The 26,695-nt window shown below is 45.6% G+C and carries 13 protein-coding genes and 1 pseudogene; 7 read left to right on the plus strand and 7 right to left on the minus strand.

The window, feature by feature from the left end; all coding sequences use genetic code 11:
* The first annotated feature begins 41 nt into the window (after nt 1-41).
* Both QUA38_RS03965 and QUA38_RS03970 read left to right on the plus strand, forming a co-directional pair.
* The gene (locus QUA38_RS03965) at nt 42-620 is read left to right on the plus strand and encodes a Uma2 family endonuclease (protein WP_333159403.1); all 579 of its coding nucleotides are present in this window, start codon (nt 42-44) and stop codon (nt 618-620) included.
* Nucleotides 621-970: 350 nt separating this feature from the next.
* A complete protein-coding gene (locus tag QUA38_RS03970; protein ID WP_333159405.1) occupies nt 971-1,237 on the plus strand; it encodes a hypothetical protein in 267 nt (88 codons plus the stop codon).
* On the opposite strand, the gene QUA38_RS03975 is transcribed toward QUA38_RS03970, so the two are convergent.
* Together QUA38_RS03975 and QUA38_RS03980 are read right to left on the minus strand one after the other, a co-directional pair.
* Nucleotides 1,197-4,223, minus strand: a complete 3,027-nt coding sequence (locus QUA38_RS03975) for a PAS domain S-box protein (RefSeq protein ID WP_333159407.1) — start codon at nt 4,221-4,223, stop codon at nt 1,197-1,199. The genes QUA38_RS03970 and QUA38_RS03975 overlap by 41 nt on opposite strands.
* A 34-nt stretch (nt 4,224-4,257) precedes the next feature.
* Complete coding sequence (locus QUA38_RS03980; RefSeq protein WP_333159409.1) at nt 4,258-4,413, minus strand: hypothetical protein; 156 nt, start codon at nt 4,411-4,413, stop codon at nt 4,258-4,260.
* A 229-nt stretch (nt 4,414-4,642) separates the two neighbouring features.
* On the opposite strand from QUA38_RS03980, the pseudogene QUA38_RS03985 reads away from it, so the two are divergent.
* Nucleotides 4,643-6,067, plus strand: a pseudogene (locus tag QUA38_RS03985) (diguanylate cyclase domain-containing protein).
* Between the two features lie 489 nt (nt 6,068-6,556).
* Here the strand turns inward: QUA38_RS03985 and QUA38_RS03990 are convergent.
* Nucleotides 6,557-11,704, minus strand: coding sequence for a CHAT domain-containing protein (locus QUA38_RS03990; RefSeq protein WP_333159411.1), 5,148 nt, complete (start codon nt 11,702-11,704; stop codon nt 6,557-6,559).
* A 205-nt stretch (nt 11,705-11,909) separates the two neighbouring features.
* On the opposite strand from QUA38_RS03990, the gene coaE reads away from it, so the two are divergent.
* Both coaE and patX read left to right on the plus strand, forming a co-directional pair.
* The gene (coaE, locus tag QUA38_RS03995; protein WP_333159413.1) at nt 11,910-12,641 is read left to right on the plus strand and encodes a dephospho-CoA kinase; all 732 of its coding nucleotides are present in this window, start codon (nt 11,910-11,912) and stop codon (nt 12,639-12,641) included.
* A gap of 808 nt (nt 12,642-13,449) precedes the next feature.
* On the plus strand, nt 13,450-13,653 hold the full coding sequence (patX, locus tag QUA38_RS04000) for a heterocyst-inhibiting protein PatX (protein WP_333159415.1): 204 nt from the start codon (nt 13,450-13,452) through the stop codon (nt 13,651-13,653).
* Nucleotides 13,654-13,959: 306 nt separating this feature from the next.
* On the opposite strand, the gene QUA38_RS04005 is transcribed toward patX, so the two are convergent.
* The gene (locus QUA38_RS04005) at nt 13,960-15,366 is read right to left on the minus strand and encodes a TldD/PmbA family protein (RefSeq protein ID WP_333159417.1); all 1,407 of its coding nucleotides are present in this window, start codon (nt 15,364-15,366) and stop codon (nt 13,960-13,962) included.
* A gap of 268 nt (nt 15,367-15,634) precedes the next feature.
* On the opposite strand from QUA38_RS04005, the gene QUA38_RS04010 reads away from it, so the two are divergent.
* The gene (locus QUA38_RS04010) at nt 15,635-17,251 is read left to right on the plus strand and encodes a HAMP domain-containing sensor histidine kinase (RefSeq protein WP_333159419.1); all 1,617 of its coding nucleotides are present in this window, start codon (nt 15,635-15,637) and stop codon (nt 17,249-17,251) included.
* Between the two features lie 30 nt (nt 17,252-17,281).
* On the opposite strand, the gene QUA38_RS04015 is transcribed toward QUA38_RS04010, so the two are convergent.
* From QUA38_RS04015 to QUA38_RS04025, 3 genes are all read right to left on the minus strand, one after another.
* The gene (locus QUA38_RS04015; RefSeq protein WP_333159421.1) at nt 17,282-22,810 is read right to left on the minus strand and encodes an AAA family ATPase; all 5,529 of its coding nucleotides are present in this window, start codon (nt 22,808-22,810) and stop codon (nt 17,282-17,284) included.
* 169 nt (nt 22,811-22,979) lie between these two features.
* The gene (locus QUA38_RS04020; protein ID WP_333159423.1) at nt 22,980-24,503 is read right to left on the minus strand and encodes a UDP-N-acetylmuramoyl-L-alanyl-D-glutamate--2,6-diaminopimelate ligase; all 1,524 of its coding nucleotides are present in this window, start codon (nt 24,501-24,503) and stop codon (nt 22,980-22,982) included.
* Between the two features lie 200 nt (nt 24,504-24,703).
* Nucleotides 24,704-25,009, minus strand: coding sequence for a glutaredoxin family protein (locus tag QUA38_RS04025; RefSeq protein WP_333159437.1), 306 nt, complete (start codon nt 25,007-25,009; stop codon nt 24,704-24,706).
* Between the two features lie 351 nt (nt 25,010-25,360).
* Here QUA38_RS04025 and QUA38_RS04030 point away from each other — a divergent pair, with 351 nt between their 5' ends.
* Complete coding sequence (locus QUA38_RS04030; protein WP_333159425.1) at nt 25,361-26,638, plus strand: ATP-dependent DNA ligase; 1,278 nt, start codon at nt 25,361-25,363, stop codon at nt 26,636-26,638.
* Nucleotides 26,639-26,695 lie beyond the last annotated feature (57 nt).

A 26,695-nucleotide genomic window follows, 5' to 3' on the forward strand; every position in this document is an offset into this window, starting at 1 on the left:
TAATTCTTAATCAACTTTATACAAACAGCAGGTTAATAATAATGACTGCTATCACCTTAAACCTCAATTCCATTATTAAACTAACTTCAGAACAGTTTTATCAACTGTGTGAAGAAAACCCGGAATTGAAACTTGAACGGAACGCCAGCGGAGAATTAATTGTCATGCCACCCACGGGAGGAGAAACGGGAAGAAGCAACTCAAAATTCAACTTACAGATTGGACTTTGGAACGAACAAACCCAACTCGGTGAAGCCTTTGATTCCTCCACAGGATTTACTCTGCCCAATAAAGCCGATCGCTCTCCCGATGCGTCTTGGGTAGAAAAATCGCGCTGGGAAGCTTTAACACCTCAACAAAGAGAAAAATTCATCCCGCTTTGTCCCGATTTTGCTGTGGAAATTCTCTCCCCAACTGACAGCTTGAAAAAGACTCAGGAAAAAATGCAAGAATATATGGAAAATGGCTGTCGTTTGGGTTGGCTGATTAACCGCAAAAAACGGGAAGTTGAAATTTATCGCCCCGGTCAAGATGTGGAAGTTTTACAATCTCCTCTCACTCTTTCTGGGGAAAATGTTTTGCCGGGATTTGTTCTCAATTTGCAAAAAATTTGGAATTAGCAGACTTTAATTTTGACTTATATCATCTTCCGTAAAATAACCGTTATAAGCTGGTAGGGATAAATCCAAGTCGAAACGAGTGAAATGATGACTCTCCGTCCTCACTACGAACCAATTTTATTATGCTCGTTCGAGGGGACATAATATTAGCTGGAAATTTAATAAAATTATAAGTAGCCATAAAATTAATAGGCTAGAATTAGGGTTCCAACAATTCCAGCTACAAATGTCACATTAGAAGTTGTCAAAGACGACCAATTTTTCCGAGAAAGGCAATACGAGTTGCCAGAAATCACCAACTTTCAAAAACGACAGCTAGATCAGATTAAAGCGGGTTACTTCAACTTGCTGTGCTATCGGCCGATGCTGGAAAAAACCATCAATTTGTCGATGTCTCTCCGCTGTTATTTGCGGGCGAGTTTTATCTGCATCATTTCTACATTAAACCCAAAAAATTCCTCGGAATTTCCGAAGAAGATGAAGGCGTTATCATCAAAGACAGCATCGACACTTTAGTGTTAAAAGAGCAGTTGTGGCTGATGGTAATAGAATCAAATTTATCCTTAAACTCGATAACTAAACTGGATTTGGGAGGAGAGGTCGAATTAACTCTATAATTTGGTCATACTTAAAGTTATTTATACAATCAATTAGCGAACTGGAAAGGGTTGATTTAGATGCGGGAATTTGTTTGATTAGCTCGTTCATGACTTCAGGATCAACATAGTAGGCAGCTTGATACATTTGTTCTAACCACTGAGATGACATCACGGCTAGATCTTCGGGAGATAAAGAATCAACAAATAGTTTTGGGGAATCTTTTCCTACAACTGTGTAGATGTACTCTACTCCCAAGTGTTGAGCGAGTTTGTCAAAGATGAGCCTTTCCTGAAAAGGCTTGCTCATAAAGTCGTCACAACCAGCCATAAGAGCTTTCTCTCGCTCTTCTTCAAAAACACTGGCAGTTAAAGCAATAATGACAGTCTCTTGTCCATGAGGGTGTTCTCTAATGCGTTTAGTAGCTGTGTAGCCATCCATAATCGGCATTCGTATATCCATCCAAATCAGGTGTGGGGACCAACTTTCCCACAGGGATAGTGCTTCAACTCCCTGTGTTGCTTGGCGTACCTCAAAACCGACGGAGGTAAGGAGTTTGACCAATAAGCGACGATTTTCCTCTACATCTTCAACAACAAGGATGCGATAAGTTGGTTGTCCTGGAGCTATACCAATCACTCTTTGTTTAGGCAATTCTGAGGCAACGCAGACTGCTTGAGGTAAATTTACCCCAATTTCAAAGTAAAAAGTGCTGCCCCGATTCAATGTGCTTTGAACCCGAATCTGACTACCCATGAGTTGGACAAATCTTTGGCTGATAGCTAGACCTAGACCAGTACCTTGATTCAATTTATTCCCAGCTTCAGCTTGCACAAACGCCTTAAATAAGCTGTCAACTTCTGTTGGAGCCATTCCCACTCCAGTATCCTCAATTTCAAAACATAGGCGACAGGACGTTTTGTCGCTCTGTTCTGATCTTACTCGTAAGGTGACGCTTCCTTGATTAGTAAACTTAATCGCATTACCGAGCAGATTGACTAAGACTTGATACAGTTTTTTCTCATCGCTATGCACAAATTGGGGCAGATTGGGTTCTCGCTCGACAATTAGTTTCAATCCTTTCGATTGGGCTTTAATTTGCAACATTTCTTCAAGAGAAATTAGCAAAAATTTTAGATCAAAGTCAGAAAGATAGAGTGTCATCCGTCCGCTCTCAATTTTGGATAAATCTAAAATGTCGTTAATCAATTCCAATAAATGTGTGCCGCTACGATTGACGATCGCCAGATCTTTTTGGAGTTCGGGAGTCAGAACAGGATCGTAACTCATCAATTGCGTAAATCCCAAAATAGCATTCAGAGGAGTACGGAGTTCGTGGCTCATATTGGACAGGAAGATACTTTTGGCTCGGTTTGCTGTTTCTGCTGCTTCTTTAGCTTGCTCAAGTTCCAACTCCGCTTGTTTGCGATCGCTAATGTCAATTAAATATCCCAACATTTCCACTGGTCTACCTGCACGATCTCGAATTAGTCTGAGTTGACATAGTATCCAGCGATAAACCCCATCTGAGCGACGAAGACGGTATTCATGTAAATAAAAATCATTGACGAATGGATTGGCTAAGCCATTAAGCACTCGTTCTACATCATCTGGGTGTAAGTTATGCACCCAAAATTCATCATCTCCTAAAAACGCCATACTTTCATAGCCAAATACGTCTTTGATATTTTCGCTGATGAACGTTGCTTCATAATTGCCATAAGGTTTACAGCTAAAAATAACGACGGGGCTGTAGTTGAGGAGAAAGTTGAGGCGATTTGTGGTAGCTTGCAAGGCTTGCTCAGCTTGTTTCAGCTCTGTCACATCCTCCTGAACGGCAACATATACGGTTCCGTATTCAGGATGCTCAAACATGGATGTATGAACCCTGCACCAAAAAAGTATTCCATCTTTTTTCTTATTGTAGACTTCATATTGTGCTTCTCCTTTCTGCTGAATTTGAGTGACAATATCTAGAACGCTGGCGTCTGGTGCAACATCTGTATCGACATAATTCAAGACACCAACGGGTTGACCTGCAAGTTCGCCATCTGTGTAGCCAAACATAGAGTCCAATTTGGGATTGGTGTAGACGATCGTGAGGTCTGAGGCTTTAATTAAACACACTCCACCTGCCATGTTCTGGATAATAACACTCTGAAGCTCTAGCGTCTTTTGAGCTTCTTTTCGAGCGGTAATTTCTTGGATTTGAGCAATAAAATGCAGTGGATTTCCCTGTTCATCTTTTACTAGCGAGCCATCAAGAAGAATCCAAACCATATGTCCTTGTTTATGGAAATACCGTTTTTCCAGTTGGTAAGTGGAAATTGTTCCTGCTAATAGCTGATGTACATAACTAAGATCCAGGTCTAAATCGTCAGGATGGGTAATGTCTTGGAAAGTTAACGCTAACAACTCTTCTGAGGAGTAGCCAATAATCTGACATAAGGCAGGATTGACTTTAACCCAGTGCCCATCAAGTGAAACGATCGCCATTCCAATTGACGCATTTTCAAACGCATTGCGAAACTGCTCTTCACTGTTTCGTAAAGCCACCTCAATTTGTTTGCGTTCGTTTTCAGCCCGCTTGCGATCGTCGATCTCCTTCTCTAAGGCTTGATTTGCTGCAATAAGTTGATCTGGACTAGGTAAAGCTAAGGCTGATGGAATTAAAAACACTAGCTCAAATGCAGTATATATAGAAATCAGAGCAGTAATAGCTTTAAGTCCTCCCGAAAGCCAATAAGTAGGAAACCAAAGCGTCCAAATTTCCATGAGATGAGTTGTACCACAGGCAATTATGAAGGCGCCAAACAGAAAAAATACTTTCTGAAATGGAGTATCTTGGCGCTGTCGCACAAAGTAGATTAGCATGATGGGGATGGAGTAGTAAGCTAAAGCAATTAAACCATCGGATAAAATATGTAATCCTACTAAATTTGTTTGCCAGAGATAGCAGTGACCATGAGGAATGAATCCTCCACTTTCAAAAAATTGTATAATCATACCTAACCTGCATTATTCATGAGTGCTGAAGTGCTTAGCGATTGAGTTCTGCCATGGCCCGCTTCATGGTCGAAGTCTTACCGGGAAAACCACTTTTGAGTAGGGAGATGTCAAATTGCCAACCCAGCAGCACGAGACATCCGATCGCAATGAGGAGTAGACTTGCCCTGTAAGAAATGTGGTTGTTCATAAACCGGCTGCTTGGGAAAAAAGGTTCTCCTGATGTTACGCGGAACGAAGAAGGGCAATCACGGAGGGATTATCCCTACCTGAACAAGTCAGATTTTGTAGGGGCTGTGCCACCGTGCCAGTCCTCGAACTCTGCGATCGCAGGACTTCTTTCTGCGTCAAGTGAGTTTATAACCTAATAATTAAACTATACTCTTATTCATAGGTTTATAGTCCTCTGGCAAGAAACTATGGAAAGCAGTAGGATTCTCGATACAACTAGCGATATAGTTAGCGATCCAGCTACCAACTACCGAGGCAATATTTTAATTGTTGACGATCTCCCTGATAACCTGCATCTTCTCAGCCGTACTTTGAAGAGACATGGTTATAAAGTTCGCAGTGTCACAACAGGCGCAATGGCGCTCCGAGCCGCCCAATCGCCATCGACGGAACTAATCTTACTTGACATTAAATTGCCTGATATTGATGGCTATGAAGTTTGTAAACAATTAAAATCTGACGAGCAAACCACAGGCATTCCGATAATTTTTTTGAGTGCTCTCAATGAAACTTTCAATAAGGTTGAGGGGCTGGCTGTGGGTGGGGTAGATTATATTTCTAAGCCGTTTCAAGCCGAAGAAGTATTAGCTCGTGTCGAAACTCACCTAACCATCCGACGGTTGCAACAAAGCCTCCAAGAGCAGAATTTACGTCTCTTGAGAGAAATGGAAGAACGCCAACGTCTCGAAGCCTCCCTCTTTGCCGAAAAAGAACTAGCTCAAGTGACTCTCCAATCGATTGGTGATGCAGTTATTACTACCAATGCTCAAGGTAATGTGCGATTTTTCAATCCTATCGCTGAGCAACTGACAGGCTGGAAGGCTCATGAGGCTAAGGGACTCCCCCTGTCTACAGTCTTTGAAATTGTCAATGAAGTAACCCGAAAGCCATTAGAGAATCCGATCGCCAAGGCTCTGTGGGAGAAGCGAATTGTGGGCTTAGCTAACCATACTATACTCATTGCGCGCGATGGGACGGAGTATGCCATTAAGGACTCAGCAGCACCGATTCGAGACCGCCAAGGTCAAATTATCGGGGCCGTTATCGTCTTTCATGATGTTACCGAATCGCGCAATCTTGCTCGTCAACTCTCTTGGCAAGCCAGTCACGATGCTCTGACGGGTTTAATCAACCGTCGAGGATTTGAGCAGAACCTAATTGAGGCGATCGCCTCTGTTAAAGATAGCAATCAGCAGCACGCTCTCTGCTATTTAGATTTAGATAAGTTCAAAGTCGTTAATGATACCGCAGGTCATTGTGCTGGCGATGAGCTACTGCGCCAAATCACTACACTTTTCTAAAAGGGAGTCCGCGCTAATGACATACTGGCTCGCTTGGGAGGTGATGAATTTGGTCTTTTGCTTACTAAGTGTCCCCTCTCTAAAGCAGCTCAGATTGCGGAAAAACTCAAAGACCTAGTGCAGCAGTTTAGGTTTATTTGGGATAGTCAAACCTTTATCATCGGGGTCAGTATTGGAGTTGTTGCCATTAACCAAGCCAGCCAAGATTTGATGGAGGTTATGGGGGCGGCTGATGCAGCTTGTTATGCTGCCAAAGGCAAAGGTCGCAACTGTGTTCATGTTTATCGTCTCGACGATGGCGAACTAATATAATTATACAATGTGGTGAGAGGCAGTAGATTTCCAACATCCGCCGTGCGTTAGAAACCAATCATTTTTGTCTCTACTCCCAAAAGATTGCCTCTATTACCTATAACCCATCATTAAAGCATTACGAAATTTTGTTAAGAATGCTGGACGAAAACGAAGAAAGCGTGGCTCCCAATGAGTTTATCCTCACCGCCGATCGTTAGGGCTTGAGAACCAAGAGCGATTGTTGTTGGGTAATCGAAACTTTTTGATTGAATTATCATAATTTATCGGGGCTAAAAGTTGTTAGTAAAGACTTGTACACGAGCAATATTTCTGGCGCTAGCAGTCGAGTTTTTTTAAATTTTTATTGTTCCATTTTATCCCGTTTTCGATGTTGAAGTCGCGGTCTCTAGTGTGAGTAACCGCACTTTCTTAGGTATGCCCATCCTCTGAGTTTTGCGACTTGTTCTCTCCCAGTTTTTTGGGCGATCGCACCCTCTTCCTTCAAAATTACCACGGCGAACCGATCATTGTAAAAGCGGCCCAATAATAAGGATGCGACAAATTTCGATCGCCCCTAGCGGTCAACTCCGACGGTAAAGGCAGAGCTTGATTTTTGCCCGATCGCACCAAATAACCATCTTGCAAGCGCACTTCTCCCCGCAGCATAGCCAATTGCGCTTGCCGCAAAGCCTCAGCCTTAATCGGCGCTGTACGCAACTGCTGGTAAAACTCAGTCATCAGCCCCAAAGTACCGACATCGCTGACATACCACAAACTCGCCAAAGCCGATTTTACCCCCGCGTGTACCGCCAACCCCGCAAACCCCAACTCAGCTTGTTCGTCTCCCACCGCCGTAGTACACGCACTCAACACCAACAACTCCACCTGTGGGTTAGATAACTTCAACTGATCCAACTGATTCAACCGCAACTTAGTATCCCAAAACTGAATGTAAGAATTTTCCGCCCCCCCAGGCTGAAAATCGCCGTGAGTAGCTAAATGAATAATTTTGTATTGCGGTTGATTGCGCTTGTGCTTCAAATTTGCCAACGTAAAAGCTTCATTGAGAAAAGACGAACCGGGCCAAATCTTGTCCACAATTGTCGATATTTCCAACGGCACCGCAGGCAAAGGATTTTGATCGTATTTGGCAGGAAAATTCGACGCACCCATCGCCAAAACTTCAGAACCCTTAACACCTGCATAGCGAGTATCAGTTAAACTCAAACTCGGAATCAGCCCCAGACTGTACTTTTCTACCAAAAACTGCTTGCCGTCGTAAAGAGCAGCCAAAGGCAAAGTTCGCAAACCTGAATCCATCGAAAACACCAAGGTGTCAATCTTGTTAGCCTCCAAGTCCGCTTGCAGCGGTGCAATTAACCACTGGTAAAGTTCCTCGGCAGGTTGCTTGTAGTCAGCAGCATTCAATCTCCTGGGAGTTCTGATAGCATTAGTGAATTCTTTAGCAACTTGCAGCACTGTCTGGCGGCTTGCAGGCACGCTTTTAAAAACACTTTTGCCGTCTGGCAATAACAACACAAGTTCTAAATGTTTGTCTTTTGCCCACACGTAAAGGATGGCGGGTTTAACCCCCGTCAACTGATTGACGCTGTTGAGAGTATCTCGAATACTTTTCTGCGTGATTGACTTTTCTGTTACCGTGCCCCCAAAGTAACGTTCAAATTCCCGGCCCTGAGTTCTATCCCTTTGCTGCACTGCGTCGATCGGACTTATTTGCGCGATCGAACTCGATCGAGAAATCTCAGGAACCCTCACATTCCCGATACTTTCTGTACTCACCGCACTCGCAGGCTTCTGTGGAGTTGTTGTCACGCTGGCGTTTTCTGTCGTCGCAGGCGTACCCAAATTGTCTTTTAACACCGACGGCGACAGCAGTACCGGGCCGCTAGCAGTCTCGTTATGCCGCGCCTCAACAGAGGTAGCAGCAGGTTCTGGCGAGACATTTGCGTTACTGCTCTCGGACACCGACGCTGCAGGGCCGAGAGTCACTTGAGTCACAATTTGTTGAGAATTGTCTGTAGTTTGCAGTTCCACGCTGGTAGTTGGTGCCGGACTCGGCACGATCGCCAGCGGCCCGATAGTAGTTGAGGAGGTGGCTGTGTTCGACTTCGAGTTTCCCGTCCCAACAGTCGCCGCCCTGCAGGTTCCCGACGGGCAAGTGCTTTGCAGCAGTGTCTGTGAACCCGATTGAGCCAGGCCGTCTGTAGAAATGCTGACCTCGGTGCGCTCAGCAGCAGTTCCTGTTCCCGGAGTCCGAAACGCTCCCCCAGCCTCGATGGCCACATCGCCGCCCGTATTGCCACGAGCTTTGATCGAAACAACTTCAACATCTTTCTGCCCAATAATTTGGCTCGAACCGGCACTTCCCGATTGCGAACTCGAGTTGATCACCCCTGTAACGATCCGGCCCGGCGCCGCAATCGAAATATCTCCCCCGCTTCTGACACCAAAAGCATCGATGTTGCCGGTTTCTACCGCACCGGCGCTGCGAATATTTATAGGACCCGCCACCCCGGAAGTTGAGCGAGATGAAACCGTACCAGCAGTCAACTTGCCTTGACTGCTAGTGATGTTAATCCCCGCTGTCGAGGTAACATCTCCGACGGCTACAGTACCGCCCATCAAAGAAATCGTAGCGTTATCAGTGCCGCCGATCGCACCCATTCCCACGATCGCGCCTGCGCCATTGGGCGATCGAATAGTCGTCGGATCTTGAAATGTCACGGCCACTGGCGTTGAATTTGGCGTTGAATTTAGCGTTCCAGAAGCAATCGATATCACACCGCTACCGTCAGCGCGCCCGATCGCGATCGAAGCAAACCCATTCCGAAAAGTGTTCAATTCAGCAGCAGTCAAGTTCAGAGCTTCTGTATCGCCAGAACCTTGAATTATAATATTTTGACTGGGCTCAGCCGGTTGCAACACCAGATTGCCGTTGCTGGCGATCGAGTTTTTGTCACCCGTCAAGTCAATTTCGTTGCCCGTCAGGATAATATCTCCCCCTGTTTGGGCGCCACCAGCTTCGATCGCCCCTGCTGTGACTCCATTGCGCCCCGTCAGCGTCACTTGCCCCGCGCGATCGCCCCTGGTGTCTATCGCTCCGGCAGTCACCGTGCCCTGTGCGTTAACACTAACATCTCCTGCCGAATTGCCTGTATCTTCGGAAGAATTGACAGAAGTGTTGATGGTGCGGGAAGTCCCAGTAAGTAGCTGACCGGTTGTGACATTGCCTGCGGTGCTGACGATGCGAATTTCCTGATTTTTAGTAGTGATATTTCCGGTTCTGATATTGCCATCAGCTTTGAGAGTAATTGAGGCATTGTCGGCCGCTGTCAGGGAATTTGTGGTAGTGATTGTTCCCAAACCCGCTGGCGACTGAATAATTAGCGGATCGTAAAATGTGAAATCGTTGGCAATCAGAATTGAACCGATACCGTTGCTGCGGCCGATCGTAATGCCAGCAAACCCATTTTCCAAACTTCCGAGGTCGCTTGCCGTCAGATTCAAATAAATATTAGTACCCACATCTCCAGAACCGCCGATCGCAATATTTTGACCGGGACTCCAAGGTTGTAGTACCAAAAAGCCCGTACCGCTGACCGAATTTTTGTCGCCTTTAAAATTAATTTCATCACCCGTCAAAGTAATGTTTCCCGATCCCCCAGCGATCGAGCTAACTCCGAGAACATTCCGAGCCGTCACAGTTACATTTCCCGTCGCTTCCCGGCCGCTGGCATCAAGTTTTTGGGCCGTTACATTCAGGCCTTCGAGCACAATATTCCCGCTGCTGCCGCTGCTGGCATTGGATGAAGAAATGTTGTTTGCAACTGTCGAACCCGGACTAATCAAACTAATATTTCCGCCGTTACTCGACAAATTGCCCGCAGTAATTTGATTTCCCGAAATGGCGATGGCACCGCCAGCCGTGCTAATTGTATCTGCCGCATTCATCGAAAAAGCACCTGCACCATTGCGATCGGCATCTGCTCTCAATGTTACCGAACCAGTAGTTGCTTGAAAGCTTAACTGATTGTCTGCCAAATCAGCAATTGTAATATCGTTTAGCGCTTCGAGAACCACATTTGAAGTCGCCGACATACTTTCTAAAGCTGTAGCCGAAATTGTCAGCGAAGGCTCAGAATTGTTTTCCTGTCCTGCTAGCGTTCCTGTTGCCAAAATATTATTGTTGGCAATGATTTCCGCATCGCCCGCACCTTCTGGGGAATCTGTAATTAAAATATTTTCCGGATCTAACAGCAAAGTTCCCAAACCGTTTGTCCCAGAAGTATCGACATTACCGTTAAAAATTAATCTTTGCTTGCCCGACACTTCCACAAACCCCCCAACCCCTGCGGTTCCCGTTGCAGAAACGCCATTTGCCCTGATGCTGCCCAAAAATGCTGTTGTGTTGTCAGCCCAGACAAAAACACTCCCGCCGTTGCCTGATTCTGTTGCGTTGGCGGCGATCGAACTTTTGGCATCCACGTAAGTCATCCTGGCATTCGGCACAGTTCCCTCGCCTCGGTAATCTCCCCCGATCCGCACCGTTCCGCCGCCGTCGGGCCCGGAAGCCTCAATCTTCGCTCCCAACAGCCCTACCTTGTCGCCCAACACGTTGACGCTTCCTCCCGCGCCCCCCGTAGCAGACACGTCCGCAGATCCCGCTACCAGCGCAGTTCCAGCACCTCCTGGCACTGTTTGGCCGCCTGTGAGCACAACTTCACCTTGAGCGTTCGTAGTTATACCCGTAGCGTTAGCCACACCGGGACCCGACAGCAGCCCTGGTAAACTCTGGGGAGAGAAGGGAACCGCTTCCGAACCCGACACTCCGGCTGCTGGAGAAACTTCTAAACTCAGCAAAAGTCCGTTTTGACTCAACCGCACCAGATTTTCGCCCGGAACAGCCGCCACAGTAATTTGACCGCCTGGGGCTAAAAGTTGCCCTGTACTGATCACCGTTCCGCCCAGCAAAGTCAAATTTTGCCCGGTTCCGACAGCCAAGTTACCCGCATTGACAATACTTCCGGGCTGTGGCCCAAAAACAAAAGCATTTGGTGTTCCGACTAGGGCGGCGTAGTCGTTCGCCCCAGTACCGTTGAACCAACGGTCGTCAAAACCGATACCGCTAGCGGTGGTAGCCAAAAAAGACCCGGACACATCGAGTCGCGCATTTGCTCCGAAGATGATGCCTGCGGGATTCATCAGCAACAAGTTAGAATTGCCGCCAGTAACTTGAATTAGACCGTTAATTAACGAAGCGTCCCCACCGACAACGCGGCCGAGGATATTTTTAACGCTTGGGTTGGAGATGAAATTGGCAGTTTCACCAGAATTCAGACCGAACCGAGTAAAACTGTGGAACAAATTTGCTCCGTCTCTGGAGGGAGTGCCGCCTTTAATATCGTAGCGAGGAGACGGCCCTGTACCTGGGACGGTGACAGTGGTTCCGGTGCCGTCTGGGGCTGGAGTAATAGATTGTGCCGCAGCAATTTGAGATTGGGGATAAATTGCCACGAGTACCCATCCGTTGCTGTTTTCTTTGAGGAAAACCAGGTTGGGGAAAAAATCTACTATCAAAAATCCAGCAAGGGGAATTGCTGCCAGAATCGACCGCACAGCACGTTGAGCATTCATAAGTTTGCCTCGGTCTAGACCTTAATTCGAGTTTAAAATTGAGATTTTAGGTAAAAAATAGTCGATCGCACCCCAATGCTGACACTTCCTAACGCGAACTCTCGATCGCAAATCTTAAATTTTAAGTCTAAATCTGATTGTGTCACCAACATAGCAAAGACTGACAGTAAGTGTCGAAACACAGGAAGTTTAAACAGAGAAAATTATGAGCGATCGAATTGTCCGTCTGATTGGTTTAACTGGGGGCATCGCCACCGGTAAAACCGCTATATCTAATTATCTGAGAGATGCCTGTGGATTTCCGATTTTAGATGCCGATATTTACGCCCGCGAAGCTGTGAACCCCGGTTCGCCAATACTTGACTCTATTGTAAAACGATACGGCGCGGGTATTTTGCTCCCGGACGGCAATTTAAATCGGCCAGAGTTGGGAAGTATTATTTTTTGTAACGCAGACGAGCGGGAGTGGTTGGAACAACAGATTCACCCTTACGTGCGCCGCCGATTAGTTGAGGAAACTCAAAGCTGCATTGCTGCATCGAGTTTGGTATCCCAAGACACACAGGATTTAGGTACAAAGACTCAAGAAACCGGGTTTTTTTACGAAAAGCGAGAACCGAGTATTGTTGAAAAAAAAACCGGTTTCTGTGCCAAGGCTGACACGTTGACTTTGGTTTTGGTAGTGCCGCTGCTGTTTGAAGCTAACATGACTGACTTGTGTACTGAAATTTGGGTAGTGTACTGTTCACCCGAAGTGCAGTTAGAACGACTAATGCAGCGAGACGGCTTGAGTTACGATCGAGCTAATGCCCGCATTAATGCCCAGTTGTCGCTGGCTCAAAAGTGTCAACAAGCTGATGTTATTTTGGACAACTCGTCAACCCTCGACTCGCTATTCCTGCAGGTAGATGTGCAAGTCAGTCGCTGTGAGATTTGATATTTGAGATTGACTCCGCGATATCAGTTTTAAAACCAGTTGTTTTTACTCCCTGCGCGCCAGTTCGATTTGAGAGTTGAGATTTGAGATTGACTCCACGATTTTGTGAACGGGCTTTTTTCCCCAACCGCTTTCGACTCCTCCTTCGGAGTGGCGCCTAAGCGCTCTTGTCACGAAGCAAGATCAAAAAAGATCAGAAAAGATCAGAAAAAATAAAAGGTTCACAATTTATTTAAAAAAACAATAGCAACCATTTATGAAGTAAATGTGAAAATTAGGCATTGCCCGCTTTAAGGAATCTCATTCACCAAGATATGTATATGTAACGTGCGGATGGCGCGCCTCGGTACTCTCCTGTTGTTTCTTTAATCCCCTGGTTGTCGCTTCACTTCAATAAATTATGCAGTTAATCATAAAAGTAGTAAAAGTTTACAATTGGCAGTTTTTGTTTCCTTGTTGGAAGAGCGTTTCCAGAGGATTCCAGAGGTCATAGCATTTTAGATTTTATATTTTATATTGGGGAATAATTTATAACTACCAGGGTTGGGAAGACGAGCATAGAAGAGTAGCATAATTTTTTTGAACATGGTCTTGAATTCTGCTGGTTGCCCGCAAATAGCAGAGAACTAGAAATTATCAGTGAACAAGCGAGCTAGATGATGTATTTCACCCGCTTTTAACCAAAACTTATAAAAATTGCAAGTGCCATTACTTACTAATTGATGATTTCACCGCAATTATTTTTTTATCCTGATAGCAGAGTACAGACTGCGTATCAAGAAGGGGAAAATACAAACACCAAAATTTTATGATGCGCGTTTACTCTTCCATCCTGATGTCAAGCCTGTTACTGAGTGCTGGCGCAGTTAATACTCAAAGCTTAGAAACTCGATCGACCTTTTTTGCTCAAGACAACTCTGCTCCCGAAAATTTAACCGCCGTAGCGGACACTCAGAGCTTGTACGATAACGATAAAGATAATACGCCACCAAGACGAGGCGAGGGAAGATAAAGCCGAAAAAAGCGATAATTGCAGGGAATTAGGGGGAGAATGGGAGAATATAAAATTGGGAGAATAAGAGAAAAATTGAAGATTTCGATTTATTAATTCGGGACTTAGGTACTGCGTACCAAAAAACCGATTTGGCAGCGGTATTTGACGACTCAAGGCATAATTGTTCGCTATTCCGGTTGTTTGGCCAAGCGTCCTCAAGATATCAGACACCACACACGACCGCGAAATGTTGCACTCAAAAATAAAGGTAAAGCGCGAGTAGGAATCTGACGCTTTACCTTTATTTTTTAAACTTTTGTAGCTTTAATCTTCTGCCGCAGCTTCACCACCAACAACGACATCGCGAATCCGCAAACTTGGGCCGCCACAGCCGACGGGCAAACCGCTTTGTCCTGCCTTGCCACAGCCGCCGGATTCATCCCAGTAGAAATCGTCGCCGATCGCCTCAATATCAGCTAAAGTGCTGAAAACATTACCCGAAAGAGTAACATCCCGCACCGGATTGTCTAGTTTTCCGTCCCGGATCATCCAAGCTTCGCCGGCACTGAAAGTAAACATTTCGCCGTTAGTCATGCCGCCTTGCCAATTGCGCGCATAAACTCCTTCTTTGATACCAGAAAATAAGTCAGCAACTGGCGTGTCACCTTGTTCGATCCAAGTATTCGTCATGCGGACGATCGGCGGATAATGATAATTCAAACAGCGAGCATTGCCAGTCGGCGTTTCTCCCAACTTGCCCGCCGTTTCCCGCGAGTGCAGCCGCCCCACTAAAGCACCGTCTTTAATTAACTGAGTAGTAGTCGCGGGAGTGCCTTCATCGTCGTAGAAATAGCTGCCACGGTGTCCCTCTGGCGCTGCACCGTCGAAAATTTGCAAGTTTTTGGGGCCGAATTGGCGACCGAGGGTCATAATTTCCAAAATGTCGGGATTTTCGTAGGCCATGTCGGCTTCGGAAAGATGCCCGAAGGCTTCGTGGACGAACAATCCGGTCAAAATTGGGTCGATGACGACGGTGTAGGTGTTGCCTTGGACAGGTGGTAAGGCTAGGGAATCTACAGCGCGCTGGGCGGCGCTGCGAACTTGAACATCGAGATCGGTTAAGTCTTCGTAAGCTTTGCGGGAACCAGTGGTTTCGCGGCCGGTTTGTACGGTTTCCCCGCTGCGGGCTGTGGCGGCAAAGCGCATTTCCATGTCTGCCCAACCTTGTTCGAGCATGGTGCCTTCGGAGGTGGCGAGGATCATCCGCTGGGTGCTGTCGCCGTAGCGCACGGAGATTGTGGCGATGCGGGGGTCAATGCTGCGGAGAATCGCCGCGTAGCGATCGCACAATTGCTTTTTGTCAATTAGGGGAACCAGACGGGGGTCTGTTCCTGTCAGCGGCAGCAAGCAAATGTCTTGTACTGGCGTAACTGGCGCCAGGATCGTTTCTTCTTCGCCGATCAGTTTTGCCGCGGCGATAGCTTCTTCGATTCTTTCGGCGAGGGTGGAAAGTCGGTTAAAACTGGCAAAGCCCCAACCGCCTTTGTGGCAAGCTCTGACTTGGCCGCCAATTGAGACTCCTTCGCTGAGGGTTTCAATTTTTTCCCCCCGCAGCAGTATGTCGGTGCCTTCGGCTTCTTCCAGTCGAATTGCCAGATAATCGACTTGGTGGCGGTAGCGTGCCATTAAGTCGGACAGCAGATTTTTCGAGTCGGCGATCGAGGTGGGCATAAGGAAAGCACGGTGTTTAACTTACTTCATTTTGCACTTTTGTCAGGGCAATCGTACAAAATACCGCCGCAAGCGCGGAGATTGCGACTTATTGGTACGGTTCTGCCAATATCGTTAGTTGACAAATGTGGATATCCTGTGGGTTAGGAGGAAGGCGCAAGAAATTATGCGGGATTTTTCGATCGTGCTGGTGCTTGACTCCTAACTCCTGAACTTTCCTATACATAAATACTTCACCCTTCATGCCTCCGAAGGTGGGTTTATAACTGTGAATACTTACTTTTTACCGACAATAAGCGAAATTTTAGCCTCCGAAGGCCAAGAAAATGACCTCAGTCTCTTTGATGCTAAGTTGGCGGGAGAAAACAACCGCCATCGGTGTCCTGCAAGCCGTGGGGCTTCTCGGCTGAAAGCTGAACAGGAATGGTACGGGGCGATCGCAGCTTTGAACCAAATGCTCGATCGGCAAAAAGCAGGACAAGAAACAAATGTCGATCGAGCAAATGGTCTATCGACAATCCCCCATTCCTGTCAAGGATTGGTGTTGTCGGGTCCGTCTTCGGTTTTGACTGACCCCGCTTTGGCCAACGGCTTTGCCAATTGGATTTTTACCAGTATTCCCGACAACGATGCAGCTTTGTGGTCTTTTCGGGCTAGACAAACTTTAGCTTTAATGCCGGCGGCTGATGTGCAAACATCAGTGCCTGCAGCGGCCCCGGCTTTGGCTTTGGCAAGTGGCGATCCCTTAGCCAACGAGCAGTTTTGTTTGGTTTTAACTGCTAGTTTTAGCCTGGTGATGGTTTTGGGTGAAAATTCTGCAGGAATTCCGGCTTTTCTATTTTCTTTCGATCCGCAAGTAGTCGCCAAAGCTTGGGAGGTTTTGCGGCGCAGGGTGACTGAAAGCGAATGTTTGCTTGCTAATTCTGACGGTAGCTTCAATTTACCAGTTAGCCAATTAACTAATAATTCTACTAAATTAGACGCGCTGTTCCAGCAGTTTTTGCCTGTGGAGCCAAATTATCAAACAGTGATGCAGTTCAGCCGCTTGCTGTTGCATAATTTGCCGGTTGGGAAAGATGAAGCAGGCAGGATAAAGGATGAAAGAATCGATGATTGTTTGAACCCGAGGCATAAAAAGTTATCGGCTACAGATATTAACTGCAAATCTCCAATTCCTCTCGCTACTAAAGAGGTGGAATTGCTACAGGCGATCGCCCACGAAGTCCGCACTCCTTTGGCTACTATCCGCACGCTGACTCGATTGCTGCTGAAACGTCCCAAACTAGATCCGGTGGTGGTCAAGCGTTTGGAAATGATTGATGCTGAGTGTACCGCTCAGATCGATCGCTTCGGTTTAATTTTCCGTGCCGTCGAATTGGAAATGTCGCAAGCTAAAAATTCGGGCGTGCAGCTAACAGCAATGTCCCTCGGTGAAGTGCTACAAAATAGCATTCCCCGCTGGCAAAAACAGGCCGCTGTGCGAAACCACACTTTGGAAGTTATTGTACCGAAAAAGTTGCCTGCGGTAGTCAGCGATCCGACGATGTTGGATCAGGTTTTAACTAATTTGATTGAGAATTTTACTCGAACTTTGCCCTCCGGTAGTCGCATTCAGGTGGAGGTGACATTGGCGGGCGATCAGTTAAAGTTGCAGTTGGAATCGGAACACTTACCTGAAGGTAATGTCGCATCGACTTTTGCAGCTAAGGCGAATGCTCCTTTGCGCTCGATCGGGCCTTTGTTGATGGTGCAGCCGGAGACGGGAAGTTTGAGTTTAAATTTGAGTGTGACTAAGAATTTATTTCGGGCTGCTGGGGGGAAGTTGGTAATTCGCCAGCGACCCCAAAAGGGCGAGGTGATGACGGTGTTTTTGCCGCTGCAATAGTGATTAGTGATTAGTCATTAGTCATTAGTTTTAATCTATTAAAATTTCAATGACAAACTCTGTTCCTTCTCCGGGCGTAGAAAAACAACTCAGCTTTCCGCCGTGTTTTTCTTCTACAATTTGACGCGCTATCGCCAGTCCTAACCCAGTTCCTTTGCCCACATCTTTAGTGGTAAATAGATGGTCGAAGATACGATTTTTCACCTCTTCTGACATTCCTTTTCCGTTATCGGCGATGGAAATTTTTACTTTTTCATTTTCTACTTTTGTCCGAATAGTGATGTGATTGGGCTGGGCTTGAATTTCGGCAAAACTCCGTCCTTGATTTGATTCTTCTAAGGCATCGATCGCATTTGCTAACAAATTCATAAAGACCTGGTTTAATTGTCCCAAATAACATTTTACTTTGGGAATTTTACCGTACTCTTTAATGATTTTAATTTCAGGATGCTTGTCGTTCGCTTTCAGGCGATGGCGTAATATCATCAAAGTGCTATTGAGGCCTTCGTGGATATTAGCCTCAACTTTATGGGCCGTATCGGCGCGAGAGAAAGTGCGGAGGGAGGTGCTGATGTTTTTGATGCGCTCGCATCCTATTTTCATGGAACTCAACATTTTGGGTAAATCTTCTACTAGATAATCTAAATCTATTTCCTCTGCTTTCTTAATCAATTCTGCTTCGGATGGAGGAAACTTTTCTTGATAGAGTCGTAAATAATCAATTAAGTCTTGGACTCCAGCATGAGCTTCATTAATGTTCCCGGCAATGAAACCAACGGGGTTGTTGATTTCATGGGCAACCCCTGCCACTAGATTGCCTAATGCTGACATCTTTTCACTTTGGATCATTTGCATCTGAGTTTGCTGAAGTTCATTCAAAGTCTGCTGCACTTGGTGATAGAGACGGGCATTCTCCAGAGCGATCGCCGCTTGACTAGAGAGAAAATTCAGCACTAGGAGGCGCTCGCGACTAAACACCCCACTGGTTATCCGATTTTCTAGATACAAAATGCCGACCAGATTCCCCTGATTTAGAATTGGCAAACCCAGCAAACTCTCTGGTTGGTGGTGCTCTAAATAATCGTCAATCACAGGCAAATCTGTTTTGGCGTGATCGATGACAACTGCTGCTAGGGTGTTTTTGACATACTGAATTAATTTAACAGGAACGGTGGGATTATCCTCTAGGGGTTCCGTTTGCAGGCTAATGTTTTCCCACGTAGCGATCGCCCGCACTTGCCATTGTTGATCTTGGCAGAGCATCAGTGCACAGCGATCGGCTCCCGAGTTTTGTAACATGGTTTGGGTCACAATTTGCAGCAACTCATCCAGGTCGATCGTGCTGGAGATCATTTGGGAGATTTCCAGCAGGGTCGTAAAATCTAGAGCATGGTTGATCGAGGTGCTTGAGGTAGTGTTATGGGTGCTCGAATGAATAGAGTAGGTGGGATTGGTGAGGGTGGATAGGGTTTCTAAAATAGTGAAGGGTTGGCCGGACTGTTGTAAGATGGGGCGCAGCAGATCGGGATAACGTTTTTCTAAGTCATCGGTTTTGGCTTTTGCTCCCCAGCGGGCGTAACAATAGTAGGCTTCCTGCATATAGCCTGCAGCGACTTTTTCTTTGCCCCAGCCGAGGTAAAATTTAGCTGCGAGTTCGTGGGCCAGGGCTTCTTCGTGGAGGAATTGGTTTTCTTTAGCGAGTTGAATGGCGCGATCGTACAACTCAGCAGCCTGCCATTTTTGTTCAGCAACACGAGCCATCTCCGCCTCTAAAAGCAGAAATTTGGACAGACAGTTTTCAGGACAGTTGTCTGCCCAGATTTGAAGTTGTTCCCGATTATTCTGAACAACTTCTTGGTAATCTTGTGGTTGTTTTTCCGGTGTTCCCCCATAAAGTTGCAATACACTCAAAGACTGATAAAAACAATGCATAACACGTTGAAATTGTCCATAAAGTGTATTAGAAAACTCGGCAGCACCTACTAACATTTCATAAGCTTTAGCATACTCACCATAGGTAAAGAACAAAAATGCTTTAGCAAAATAGTATGTACTACTGCCATAGCCATAGCCAATTTCATTGAATGTTGCTAGCGCCGACTCTTCATCAAATGTTTCAGAGCTAAGGCTATACTTCCCTATGGTTAGCCCTTGCAAATTCTCTAGGAGCTTGCACTGAAGAATTAGGGCAAATGCGGTCGTAATCTCAGTCCGTTCCGCAAAGCTGATGTACTTTTCATGTCGAGCCAGCAAACTGTGAATATCGCTTGATACGATCGCCTGCTGCCAGAAACTGAACAGAGCACTGTGATGACACCAAGAAAAATCCCCTACCTCCAGTGCCCCCTGATAAGCAGCTTGTTGCAGAACAAGATTGGAACTGACGTGCTTGCGCCAATGGTTGATAAAGTTGCCGAACGACATATAAATTTTGCCATTCAGGGTGGTGTTATTAAATTTTTCATTCACCTTTAACCCTAAAAGTCCAAACTCATAGCCCAATTCATAGTCTTGAAAGCCTTGGCAGAGAATTGTTCCATACCAAACATAAACAAAACCCGCCACATTTGTATTCCCGTATTGCAAACAGAGATTGGTCATGTGTAAAACAACCAATACTAACAACTCCTGATTAGTTAGGTAAGTGGGCGGTACCATGTTCATTAGCAGTTTGATCAGCATCTGGCGTTCTTCATCGACAATGAGGGGTGCGTCGATTAGCCCTGCAACTGGGCGCTGATTTAATGTTTTTTTAACTTCCAGAGCCATCGCTTCTAACTCTGCTTCATTTGGCATAATCGCCAGTTCTAAGCCTAACAGTTTCAGCCCTTCGATTCCTAATTGAATCGCCTTTTGATACAGAGCCTTATTTTGATAATGAGTTAGCTGAATCGCAATAATTTTTGCTCGATCGAGGCTAGAATTAGCATAAATAAATACGATTTTTATTAATTTTTCAGCCTCCTCAAAATTACCTGCTAAAAACTCAGCCTCAAGGCTTTCTAAATACACAGTAAAGGTTAATTTATAGGCGGATTCCCATTTATTGCTGGGTAGGAAATTTAAACCGAAAGCGAGATATTTTGTCGCCGATTCATAAGCGGTTGAGAGTTTGGCTCTCTGCCCTGCAAAGAGGCTAATCTTAGCAAGCTTTGTTCGTTCTTCTTGCTGAGTTATTAGATCAGATCCAATGATAAAATGATTAATAATATCGAACACTTCTTCTCCTCTTTCAACCTCAGAGAAATTCGGAAGAAGTAACTGTCCAATTTTAAGATGGGTGGCTTGCTTTTGGTCATCAGGAATTAATGAATAAGCAGCTTGCTGGACCCGATCGTGTAGAAACTTGTAGTGAGGTAATTGAGCGGCTGTATTTGGCAAACTTGGGGTGTTTTTTGCCTCTTCTTTCCCTATATAAAACTTGTAAATTTCACTGGTTGGTAAGATGAATTCTTCTTGCAATGATTTCCATAAATCGGCAGCAGTTTCTTCCGGCGACTTCTCGCTTACTACCGCCAATGTATTCAAATCAAAGTGCGCTCCTATGCACGCAGCCAACTTCAGCACATCCTGAGTTTCTCGCGGCAACTTCTGCAATTGCACCGCCATAAATTCCACTACATCATCGGTGATAGTTAGGGCTTTGACTTTGGCAATATCGCACTGCCAGCCCCCTGTTACTCCCCTTTGTCCTCTCCTGATAAGCGGGGATGAAAGGGGGGTGGGGTCAAACGCAATCAGCCCATCTTCCTGTAGCGCCTTGAGAAATTGCGTGGCAAAAAATGGATTGCCTTTAGTTTTTTGATAAACTAACTCAGTTAATGGCTGAGCAAGAATGCGATCGCACGAGAGCGTATCTGCTATCAAATAGTTAAGATCGACTTGGCTTAGAGGTTCCAAGGTAATAGTATTTACCCTTACTTGAGATTTTTCCATCTCTGCTACTGCCAACATAAATGGATGAGCCGGGGATACTTCGTTATCTCGATATGCCCCAATTACCAGCAAATTCTGACTATCTTTTTCACTCATCAACACTTGCAAAAGCTTCAGGGATGCTGAATCTGACCATTGCAAATCATCCAAAAAAATCACTAAGGGATGTTCTTGGGTGGCAAAAATAGAGATGAATTTTTGAAATAGTAAATTAAAACGATTTTCTGCGGCACTTCCCGAAAGTTCAGAGACAGGCTGTTGTTTGCCAATAATTCGCTCCAACTCAGGAATTACTTCTACAATAACTTGACCATTTTCGCCAAGAGCCTTGATAATTTTTATTTGCCATTGTTCCAGTCCAGCGTCGCTTTCTGAGAGTAATTGATCCATTAAATCTCGGAAGGCTTGCACAAAAGCACTAAATGGAATGTTGCGTTGAAATTGATCGTATTTGCCTTTGATAAAATAACCGCGCTGGCGAACTATGGGTTTGTGAATTTCATTGACTACAGCGGTTTTCCCAATGCCGGAAAATCCGGCAACTAGCATAATTTCGCTGCAGGATAAATTCGAGTCACCCCCGTCCCCCTTAATCAACGGAAGGTCTTCTTTTACATCGTTTCTATCGGTTCTAGTCTCTTCTGGGGAAGGAGATTTAGAGGGATTTGCTACTCGCTCAAATGCTGCTAATAATGCAGCGACTTCGGTTGCTCGGCCGTAGAGTTTTTCGGGTATGATAAAGCGATCGCAAAAATCTCGCCTCCCAATGACAAAACTCTCTATTTTACCTGTTTCATTGAGTTGTTGCAAACAGTTTTCTAAATCTGCTTTCAGCCCTAATGCACTCTGATAGCGAGCTTCGGCATTTTTGGCCATCAATTTTCTGACAATTTCCGAGAGGACAAAGGGAATTTCGGGATTAATTTCATGTACAGATGGCGGGTGCTGGGCAATATGACAGTGGATAAATTCCATTGGATCGCTCGATTGAAATGGCAATTTTCCTGTCAGCAATTCGTAAAAGGTTACACCTAATGAATAAAAATCTGTGCGGTAGTCAATGCCGCGATTCATTCTTCCTGTTTGTTCGGGAGATATATAGCTGAGTGTTCCTTCGATTACGTTGGGACTCATCACTATTTGAGTTTCTCGCGGCAGCAAAGATGCAATACTAAAGTCAATGAGTTTGACTTGTTTAGTATCAGAATTTATTAAAATATTGGCGGGCTTAATGTCTTTGTGAATGATGCGGTTGTGGCAAAGTATATCTAATGTATTGCTCAGGTCGATCGCAATTTGGAAAAAATCAACCAGAGATGGCACGGTTTTTCCTTTCCCCGTCCATTCCTTCAGAGAAATTCCCCCGAAGTCTTCCACAATCAGGGCATAGCCGTTGCGGTAGGGTTCCAAGCTGTAGGTTTGAATGATTCCGGGCAAATTCAGGTTTTTGGCGATCGAGTATTGATTGCGAAAATGCAAGAGCTCGCTGAAGCTGGGATACTCGTTTCGCAAGACTTTGATGGCGACAGGTTTTTGGTCGCAGAGGCGAGTTCCTCGATAAACTATGGTGCGAGTGCCTAAGTAAATTCGAGCTAGAATTTGATAGCCAGTTAGTTCTATCATAGGAATAATTATTTTTTTGTGAAGATATTTTTTCTTACTATTATAATCTCGTGCAAATCAGATTTTACCCAGGTATCAATACTGAAAACTACAACAAATTTCACAGCCCACGGACAGCTAACCGTTAACAGTTAACCGAATTCAGTTAACCGTTAACAGTTAACCAAATTCACTTAACCGAATTGATTCTGGCTTTCAAGGCATCTCGCGCTTGTTCTCGATCGTCAAAATGGACTTTTTCGGTACCCAAAATCTGATAATCTTCGTGTCCCTTACCTGCAATCAGCACGCCATCACCCGGTTTAGCCTCCATAATAGCAGTACGAATTGCTGCGGCTCGATCGCACATCACGATCGGCTTTACTGCGGCGGGAATTCCTGCTAAAACATCCTCCAAAATGCGATCGGGATTTTCAGTACGCGGATTGTCGGAAGTAACAACAGCTAAATCGGCTAATTCTGCCACGATTTTACCCATGATGGGCCGCTTAGTGCGATCGCGATCGCCGCCGCAGCCAAACACGCAAATCATCTGACCCGGAATAAACGGCCGCGACGCCTTCAACAAGTTCTCCAAACTGTCGGGAGTGTGGGCATAATCGACAATAACGCTAATATCTTGGTCGGGACTAATTTGCACCCGTTCCATCCGTCCCGGAACTCCCGAAAACTGAGATAATTTCTCCACAATGGCGGACAAATCTAAACCCAATTCTAAAACAGCGCCGACCGCCGCCAACATATTTGATAAATTGAACTGACCGACTAAAGGCAAAGAAAAAGCAGTTTCGCCCTTGGGAGTGTGCAGCATTCCCTTAACTCCGTTGGGCTGATATTGCAAATCAAAAGCATACAAATCTGCAGTTTGCAGAACAGTGCTGTAACTCCAAACACGGTCGGACTTTAAACTTTCAACTATCCGCTGTCCGTAGGGGTCGTCAATATTAATTACAGCGCGATTTGCAAGGTAATCCGAACCAAATAACAGGGATTTAGCCTCAAAATAATCTTCCATATCACGGTGATAGTCTAGATGATCTTGAGTCAAGTTTGTAAAGACAGCAACTTCAAAGCTACACCCCAAAACTCGCTGCTGCGCTAAAGCATGGGAACTGACTTCCATCACGCCGTGTTTGCATCCGGCTGCTACAGCTTCTGCTAATTGTTTTTGCAGGTCAACTGCAAAAGGTGTGGTGTAAAGTGCAGTTTGTTGGAAGCCCGGCCAGCGAGTATAAAGCGTACCGAAAATCGCCGTCGGCAACTGCATTTGATTGAGCAAAAATTCGATTAAATGAGTTGTTGTAGTTTTGCCGTTAGTCCCGGTAACCCCGACAAGTTTTAATTTGCTAGCTGGATTGCCGTAAAAAGCAGTTGCTATTTGACCGCAAACTTGAGCCATATCGGCTGCTGCGATGACGCAGGGAACCTCTTCTAGCGCCTTGCTAAGGGGGGGTTGGGCGGGTGTTTTCTCGGCTGCTTGGGTGGAAATTATGGCGGCAAGTGCACCAGATTCGATCGCACTTTGCCAAAAATCTCCCCCATCAACCCGAGTTCCCGGCATTCCCAAAAATAAATCTCCCGCCTGACAAGCGTGGGAATTAGTGGATAAACCCTTGACTTCGGCATCGAGGGCGGGATGTTTGGCATCAAAGGAAATGCTGGGAACTGCTGCTAATAATTCTCTCAATTTCATCTGAAAAACTCCTCGCTTGAATGTCTTGAATATGACTGGCAGAACACATTGTTTGAGCCACTCTCTACAGGTTTTTGCTGTGCGCCCTGCATACCCTACGGGTTTTGCTGTGCGCCCTGCATACCCTACAGGTCTAAAATAAGGTGCGCTAGGCGCACCCTGATGCCCGAATTAATACCTGAGTTTTTACGTAAATCGTTTTATTGTGACGGATCGATTTGCAAATATTTCTGTAACATTTGCTCCAATTGGGCGACACTACAGCGGGGAGAAGGACGGGGTAACAGTTCTTCAGCAGAGAATGCAGCCTCGCCAGTAGAATTTTTTGGCTGAGGCTGCACTTTAAACAAAACTGGAACTTCGTACTGATAAGCTTGAAACCAGTCCTCGCGTTCAGTAATATCTCTGACTTCGAGTTGAAACTTGACGCTTTCAATCTGTTCTAGTTTTTCTTGCAACCCTTCGCACAAGTGGCATCCGGGTTTGCTGTACAAAATCAATCGCATCATAACAGTAAGATTAAACTCAATCTTAAATTCTCAAACCTGCGATCGCAAGTTGGCGAACCAAACGCGAGTAAGACGCAACTCATGGCTTTATTGGTCGCAATGCGCGATCGAAGTTATCTTAGCATTGGCAGCGAACAGATTACCGCGCTTGACAATCAAAACACTACAACCCCATCCCTCTTTTTCTTCTCTTCCTCTGTGCCCTCTGCGCCTCTGCGGTAAAAAAATAAATCTAGTTCACAAATGAAAGAATTAAATTTATTCACACCACCTAATTGTCAAATTAAACTTGACTAATAAATCAATATTTAGTAGAGTATATAAATAGCCCTACATAAAGGAGGCAGTATGGACTGCACCGAATACGCAAAAGCCAAGCGAAAAGCAGCTAAAAAAATTAGCGCCGACATTCGAGAACGCTGGAACAATCGCATCGTGACGCGAGGATTGCATTTGATGGGAGAAGCGGGGGCAGTGCAGTATTTGGCTGATTACGGGCGCGGAATTGGTACGGCAAAAGTTATTGGTTTTGCACTGTGTGCCGAGTCGGAAGGATACCCGGAAATGGCGATCGGCTTTTGGAAAAGAGCCTTTGAATTGGAAACCGGAGAAAAGGCGATCGCCCTCAATACTCGAAACAATTCTACCGCCGATATCGAGCCTGCTAAACAATCAACTTCTGACCCAAAAATAGAAACTGTCTACCATCCGATTATTCCCGAATTGCCGGCGCACTTGCAGCCGGGAAGAATTGTAACCATGCAGCCAGTTGACGCACCCAGTGAACGTTCTTATTACATAGAAAACCCCGATTATTGGGGGCAGCCCAAGCGCGACGGCAATCGAGTTGTTGTCATTGCGACGCCAGATAAAGTATACTACCAATCGCGATCGACTAACCTGCGGCAACAAGCATCGATTGAGATCGATCGCATATTAATCGACACAGCCGCTAAAATTGGCACCTTTGTTTTAGACGGCGAACTGTATTACAAAAGCTGTACGGGCAGCGAACACCGCACCGGGGCGCAAGCTGCTACAGTTAATATTGAAAGCGGTTTTCCGACTACTCAGCCTAACGCAATTTATGCTATTTTTAAAAGTTTGTTTTTCAAAGGCAATGATTTAACTACCGTGGCAGAATCCGAACGAATTGCAGCGGGAGTTGAAGTTGGCGAAATGCTGGCGATTTTATCCCCAGCCTTTGAAGTTGTACCGACATTTCGCACCACCCCCGAAAAACTCGTCCTGGCAAATCAGCAGGAATCTGAAAATAAAGAAGGCGAAGTTTGGGTATTGCACAACTGCCAGTATGTCGGCGGCAAAGATGTTAAAAAATATCCGATGGTGAGAACTAAATACTATCAAGAACACGATTTGTTTATTGTGGGTTTGACGGCGACAAAAGTTGCGGGGCGGCCGTTTAGCGCCCTCAAAGTAGCGCAAGAAATTGATGGCAAATTAGTCCCAGTAGGAACCGTGGGAACCGGATTTAGCGGGGAGGAAATGCAGGAAATTGCCCGACTCTACGAGGCTAACCCCAAAAGTGTCAAAATTAAAGTGCGATCGCAGGGTTTGACAGAAAGTGGCAAACTGTGGCACGCCCGATTTTTGGAGTTTTGTTAAATCGGTAGGGAAACTGCACTGCCGTTTCCTTCCCCAAATATGCGAGTTTTAACACAT

It is taken from the genome of Microcoleus sp. Pol12B4 (genome assembly GCF_036701385.1).
Lineage (GTDB): Bacteria > Cyanobacteriota > Cyanobacteriia > Cyanobacteriales > Microcoleaceae > Microcoleus.